General features: G+C 61.4%; 6 protein-coding genes. 2 read left to right on the top strand and 4 right to left on the bottom strand.

Features of this window, described 5'->3' with window-relative positions:
- Window positions 1–16: 16 nt before the first annotated feature.
- The gene (locus NZ746_05865; GenBank protein ID MCS6816890.1) at window positions 17–964 is read left to right on the top strand and encodes a lysophospholipid acyltransferase family protein; all 948 of its coding nucleotides are present in this window, start codon (window positions 17–19) and stop codon (window positions 962–964) included.
- A 37-nt stretch (window positions 965–1,001) separates the two neighbouring features.
- On the opposite strand, the gene NZ746_05870 is transcribed toward NZ746_05865, so the two are convergent.
- The 3 genes from NZ746_05870 to NZ746_05880 all read right to left on the bottom strand — a co-directional run bounded on the left by NZ746_05870 (window position 1,002) and on the right by NZ746_05880 (window position 5,039).
- A complete protein-coding gene (locus NZ746_05870; protein ID MCS6816891.1) occupies window positions 1,002–2,687 on the bottom strand; it encodes a M20/M25/M40 family metallo-hydrolase in 1,686 nt (561 codons plus the stop codon).
- A 142-nt stretch (window positions 2,688–2,829) separates the two neighbouring features.
- Window positions 2,830–4,095: an A/G-specific adenine glycosylase gene (locus NZ746_05875; GenBank protein ID MCS6816892.1), complete on the bottom strand. Its 1,266-nt coding sequence runs from the start codon at window positions 4,093–4,095 to the stop codon at window positions 2,830–2,832.
- Window positions 4,092–5,039 (bottom strand): 8-oxoguanine DNA glycosylase, encoded by a 948-nt coding sequence (locus NZ746_05880; protein ID MCS6816893.1) that lies wholly within the window; start codon window positions 5,037–5,039, stop codon window positions 4,092–4,094. The genes NZ746_05875 and NZ746_05880 overlap by 4 nt, the downstream gene beginning before the upstream one ends.
- 197 nt (window positions 5,040–5,236) lie before the next feature.
- Between NZ746_05880 and NZ746_05885 the strand changes: the two genes are divergently transcribed.
- Window positions 5,237–5,416: a hypothetical protein gene (locus tag NZ746_05885; protein ID MCS6816894.1), complete on the top strand. Its 180-nt coding sequence runs from the start codon at window positions 5,237–5,239 to the stop codon at window positions 5,414–5,416.
- Between the two features lie 478 nt (window positions 5,417–5,894).
- On the opposite strand, the gene NZ746_05890 is transcribed toward NZ746_05885, so the two are convergent.
- The coding region (locus NZ746_05890) for a hypothetical protein (GenBank protein ID MCS6816895.1) at window positions 5,895–6,576 on the bottom strand (682 nt) is incomplete at its 5' end.

The following is a 6,576-nucleotide window of genomic DNA, read 5'->3' on the forward strand; positions in this document are numbered from 1 at the left end:
TGGCCTCCTCGAGGGCATGTCAGCGAATGCGCCGGCAATGACCGCGCGACGGAGGACGACCCTACGACACTGGATCGAATACGTCCCCGCCTGGCTCATCTTGAAAGCCCTGGGACATCTTCCTCGCTCATGGGCGCTCGCCATCGGGGAATGGCTCGGACTCCTCGCCTATTGTGCCTGGGGCCGACTGCGGCGAGTCGGTTATCGCAATCTCGCCCTCGTCTTCCCACAGATGAGCACGCGCGAGCGACGCCATCTCCTTCGGCGCGCATTTCGGAACTTGGGACGGTCGCTGGGCGAATTCAGCCAATTCCCCAAGCTGACGCGCGAGACGATTCGCGCGATCGTCACCTACGAGGGATTGGAACATTACGAACGCGCGCGAGCGCAGGGGAGAGGTGTGCTCATTCTCACGGCTCACTTCGGCGCGTGGGAACTCAGCGCTTTCGCTCATGCGCTCTATGGCTATCGCATGGCCTTTCTCGCGCGGCCGTTGGACAATCCGCTCCTTGATCGTTTGATCGAGACTTACCGCGCGCTGAGCGGCAATCGCCTGATTCCCAAGCGCGAGGCGGCGCGACGCGTCCGTCGAGCCTTACGCCAAGGAGAGACGATCGGTGTCCTCATGGACCTGAACACGCAGCCGCACGAAGGCCTCTTCTGCGACTTCTTCGGACGACCCGCGTGCACATCTCCTCTCCTGGCGCATCTGGCGCTCCGCACGGAGGCTCCCGTCATCCCCGGCTTCCTCATTTGGGATGAGCGGACACGCACGCACATACTTCACTTCGATCCGCCCATCCCCCTGATCCGGACTGGTGACCCCGAGCAAGACCTTCGGCTCAACACCGAGCGCTTCAACAAGGTCCTGGAATCCTTCATCCGCCGCTATCCCGATCACTGGCTCTGGGTCCATAAACGATGGCACACGCGACCGCCTGGCGAACCTCCACTCTACGATTGACGCGCTGCTTGCGAGACCTCTGTTCGAGTGGCTCGCTTCAGCGCTTCAGCATCGCCTCTCGCTTCGCTTTGAATTCGGTCCCCGGATACCACTCCGGCCACCGATCGTCATTAGCCACCCGATAGCCGACCAAAAAGAGCAATTGCAGATCTTCGACGGCGCCGCTCAGATCCCAACTCGGATCGAATTCATCTTGCGGCTTGTGATAGCGCTCGGCCGTGTACTTGCGCCGCATCTCCAGTCCCCAACCCTCTGGCTTCCCGATGTACTCGATGCCCGAATCAGTATCGAGCGCCGGGACACCCTGCCGGGCGAAGCTGAAGTGATCGGACCGATAGAAGAATCCCTTCTCCGGCTCCGGATCTGGACGTACCACGCGCCCCTGCTCTGCTGCCACAGCTCGCACGTGTTCATCGAGCGTCGAATTCCCCAATCCGATGACTGTGATGTCGCGCGTCCGGCCATAAACGTTCAGTCCGTCCATATTGATGACGGCGACGGTTCGCTCCAACGGATAGAGCGGATTCTCGGCGTAATAGCGCGACCCGAGCAATCCCTTCTCCTCGGCCGTCACCGCGAGGAAGAGAATCGAACGCCGTGGTGGCGGCGACAAACGCGTATACGCGCGAGCGATCTCCAGAAGCCCCGCAGTCCCGGACGCATTGTCCACGGCGCCGTTGTAAATGCGGTCTCCATTCACCTCGGGCCCGATCCCCAAATGATCCCAATGCGCGACGTAGATGACATACTCCTGCCGGAGCTTCGGGTCACTCCCATCAAGCCGAGCAATCACGTTGCGGGATTCGATCTGGCGCAATGTGTTCCGCAGCGTGAGCGTCGCACGCGCCCCGAGCGGCACGGGACGAAAATCCCGACTGACTGCCGCCTTCTTCAGCGCCTCCAGATCCTTGCCGACCATGGCGAAGAGCGCCTTCGCTTGCTCATAGGTGATCCACCCCTCGACGGCACATTTGGACATATTCCGATCCGGTGCGACCAGATCGAATTGCTCCCCCGTCCAACTGCTGCGCACGACGGCCCATGGGTAACCCGCGGGCTCCGTCTCGTGAATGATCAAAGCGCCGGCAGCCCCCAATTCGGCCGCCTTCTCGAACTTGTAGGTCCAACGCCCATAGTAGGTCATCGCGCGCCCGCCGAACACGCGCTCATCCAGTCGCGACGGATCCCTCGGATCGGGCACCGGCGGATCGTTGATGAGGACCACAAGCACTTTCCCCCTCACGTCAATGCCCTTGAAGTCGTCCCACTGGAACTCAGGCGCTTGAACGCCGTAGCCGACGAAGATGAGGTCCGCAGCGACGCTGGAGGTCTCTACGATGCGGCGCGTCCAGGCGACGAAGTCCTCGCCGTATCGAAGCACCCTCTGCTTCCCATTGGCCGTGAAGATGAGCGAAGCCGAGGGATCGGCCGTGATCCCGACCAGCGGCACGTTTTGAATGTACGTCCCATTGGGATTTCCCGGCTGCAATCCAAAGCGTTGGAACTGTTCGATCAAATAGCGAACCGTCAGCTCCTCACCGCGGCTAGCGGGCGCTCGCCCCTCGAATTCATCCGAAGCGAGACGCCGAATGTGCTCGGCCAGTCTCTCGACCGTGATGCTCTTGAGCGCTTCTTGAAGCGAAGCCGTCTGTCCGCTCGATTGGCGAGCAAGGGCGGACATGAGAAAGAGAATGAACACCAGCCATTGGCTGAATCGCCTCATCGCTCCCCCCTCCAAGTGATGTGCACGATGAACTCCTATGATAGCAACGCGTCGCGCGGGGAGCCACTGGCAAGAGCCGCCTCTTGAGCGAACGATGCGCAACGCGCAGAGGGCGCGCCGCCGACCACATGCGCGCTCTTCATCAAGCCCGTCGGTTTGTCCGCAGATCGGCTTTCCGCAGGGCCTCGATGATCTTGCGATTGGCCGCCGGAAAGGGATATCGCGAGAGTTGCGAACATCGCACCCATCGCACTTCCTGACACCCGAGCGGACGCGGAGAGCCCTCCACGGGCCAACACTCGAAGACGTGCATCGTGATTCGAAAGTGCGAATAGGCGTGCCGAATCGTCATGATCTTCCGCCCGACGCGAACGCGTATCCCGACCTCTTCTTCGATCTCTCGGGCACAGCAGCGACGTAAACTCTCGCCGCGTTCGCGCTTCCCTCCAGGAAATTCCCACAAGCCCCCGAGCAATCCCTCCTCCCGACGCCGCGCGATGAGCACCTCGCTTTCGGAATCCCGACGCGCTTTCGCCGATCGCGAGGAAGATGCCCTATCGCATGCCGGAGGATCGCGCCAGATCACCCCCACGGCGATCTCATAATGCGGGCGCTTCGGAGATGCGCTCTTGACCGGGAATGCTGTGGGTGACGCGAGCTGTCGCGCGCGACAGGCGAAGCGCCAACAGCAATGCTCGCATTGCGGAGCGCGCGGCCGACAGATGAGCGCCCCCAGGTCCATCAACGCTTGATTGATCTCGCGCGCTCCACCTTCGGAATCCTCCTCCGCTATGAGCGCTTCGACGAACGCCCGCAGCTTCCGCTCGGCGGCAGGACGACGCGGGTCCTCATCGAGGGTGAGCACTCGACAGAGAACGCGCCTTACGTTTCCGTCCAGAACTGGAACGGGTCGACCGAACGCTATGCTAGCGATCGCCGCCGCCGTATACGGCCCGCATCCGGGCAAGGCCAATAGGTGCGCCGGATCATCGGGGATGCGCCCTCCATACTCGCGGACGATCTGTCGCGCTGCCTCGTGCAAATAGCGAGCGCGGGCATAATATCCGAGTCCCTCCCATGCCTTCAACACATCTTGGAGCGAAGCTCGCGCGAGCGCTTGAATGTCAGGAAACCGTTGGAGAAATCGTTCGTAGTACGCCCGCACGCGCTCAAGCTGCGTCTGTTGCGACATATATTCCGCAACAAGGATGCGATACGGATCGTCGGTCCGCCGCCAGGGCACGTCGCGCTGCACGCCCGCATACCAACGCAAGAGCGTTCGCCGCAATCGCTTCCTCAACGAAGGAGCCGGAGGGATGTCCGGCCGAGCGATGGAGGGCATCGCTTCGCGCGTCTTGGAAACGCCCGTCACCTCTTTCGAGGATCTCGTCGAACGATCTCGGCTCACCACGCCTCCTCAATAGGCTCGCGCGAAGGTCGGGCCACTTTCTTGCCGGCACGAAAAGCGGCATAGAGATATTGCTGCGCGACTCCAGCATATGAGCCGAAGCGCTCGACGGCGCAGGCGCGAATCTCCCGCAATCGGGGGATCCGATCGGGAAAATACAACGCTTGCATCGCTCGCGCGATCCACGTGTCCACAGGAAAGGCCTCCAACCGATGGAAGCCGAAAAGGAGAATACAATCGGCCACCTTCTCGCCCACCCCTTCGAGCGCAAGCAACCGTCGTCGCAAGACCAGCGTCGGCCACGTGGACCACGAGGCGAAATCCGCGCACTCGGCGATCGCTCGAGCCGTCGCGAGCACATACCGATCGCGATAGCCCAAGCCGCAGTGTTCTCGAAGGTCCGCGAGACGAGCTTCCGCCAAGACATCCGGTCGCGGAAAGCTGTACATGGGTCCCCACGGGGTCCGAATCTCCTCCCCATAGCGAGCGCACAGCCGTTCCAGAATCAGCCGAATGCGCGGGATATGGTTATTGGCCGAGATGATGAACGAGATAATCGTCTCGAACGGCTCTTGTCGCAAGATATGAATCCCAGCTCGCCGCGGCACCACGCTCGCCAATGCCGCATCGTGCCGAAGCTGACGCAAAATCGCTGGATAGTCCCGCGAGAGATCGAAATACTGAACAATCGCTCGCTCGGCCTCCTGAGGGACACGACCTCCGATGAAGCGCACGAGAAGGACGTTCGACCGCGCATCCCCCCTCGCGGCAGACGCGAGCGGATCGGACAGCAATCGCCGCGGCACCTGTTGAATATGAAGCGCGCTCCGTCCGATGACGCCGATGTACTCGCCTGCCCGCACCCGTTTCCAGCGGAAGCATTGTCCGCTTTCGAGCGTCTGCTCCAAATCGAACTCGCCCACGGGGATCACAATCTCCGGCATCGTCCCCTCATGGATACACGCGCCAGAGCGAGAGTTGCGACCAATGTCGCGGAGCACGCTCATCGTATTTCTCCCGCCCTCAAAGAGGGGAATGGTAAGCCGCCGATCGTCCCCAGAGCAAGATACGCCTCCCTAAGTCTCCGCAAACACCGATCGCCCGAATTCGCTATGATGATTACCCCCTCGAACTCGCCGCGATGATTGACCACCTGCCCCCACCACCACGCAACCGCCCCTTTCCGCTGATCACGCTTCGTCCCAAAGCCCTCGACCTCCGAAATCCCCCTGATTTCTCCGTCGTCTTCACGCTGCCGGCGGACAAGATCGTCCGCACGATATCCGTACCGCGCGCCTTGCTGCTCATTCGGGAACGTTGAATGTGGAGTGTCAGGGTCTGGTAGCACAACCCGCTCCCCATATTGTCCGACCATGCTAGGAACTTGCAGGAGGAGGATGTGCCACGCAGTCCGATCTTCGCGCTCTCCTTGAGGCGATGAGTCAATTCGGTGGGGATTTCGTAGGCGCTCGCTTGCAGCTACTTCTAGTGATGGAACGGGTTGCGGCCGTGCAGCGTTTCCGCGCCGGGTCTCGGGCGATCCTGGCCCCTGATGTGACGGCGGGCGTCTGCAAGCGTGAGGCTTAAATAGGGCGTGGGTATGAGAAAGGCTCATCGCGAAGTGATCCGGTTGTCTCGTGAAATGTCGCTGGTGTGCGATGGCTTCGTTCCGTGCGGAAAAGCGTTGATTGCGGGTTTGAGAGCGCGTCGTGTGTTGAAGCGAGACATCGCGTCGTGTCGGCTTCGGGCTTTCAGGCAGCGGCTGATGGTTCCCAGGGATCAGCGACGTCCGGGCTCGGCTATTGGTAACGGAGCACGACGATGTATTCCGCGATCCGCCGAAGGCGTCCGTCTTGTTGACCGTAGAGCATCAGCCGATACTCGTCCGGACCGAGGAACGCGCGACTCATCGTCAGGGTGAAATTCCCATGACGATCTCGTTGTAATCCCACGGCGCGCCAGCGCAGGCGACCGTGGCGATCTACGATCTCGATCGCGTAGCTCGGATATTGCGGGTAATGCGTTGCGCTGAGAACCAGGTCGAAACTTTTGGCCGTGCGGGAGACCACAATGCGATTGGCTACAGTTGGGCTTCCCGACCGAAGGAAGAACTCACGGGAGAAGATGTCGTAGACGGGGATGTTCGGCTGCGGCTCCCGCAATTCCGCCAGTTGTGATTCATACGTGCGCGCAAGGAGGGAGGCTTGCTCCTGCATGCGCGTGAGAAGAGAGTTCTGCTCCTGGAGGCGGCGATTCTCCTGCTCTAGAGCAGCCCGTCGCTCCCGTTCGACTTGGAGCTGCTCGGCCAATTGCCGAGTTTCTCGTCGCAAGTGCCAGGTCCAGACGCCGATGAATCCGATGGCCACGAGCAAGCTCGCGGCTAGAGCGAACATCGCTCGCGAGGCGAACCACGTCGGCACTCCCTTCGGAGTGGCTACAGCTTGTTCGGCGCGCACGCGTCGCCGGAAGGCCTTCCATTCC

It is taken from the genome of Blastocatellia bacterium (assembly GCA_025055075.1).
Taxonomy (GTDB): domain Bacteria; phylum Acidobacteriota; class Blastocatellia; order HR10; family HR10; genus HR10.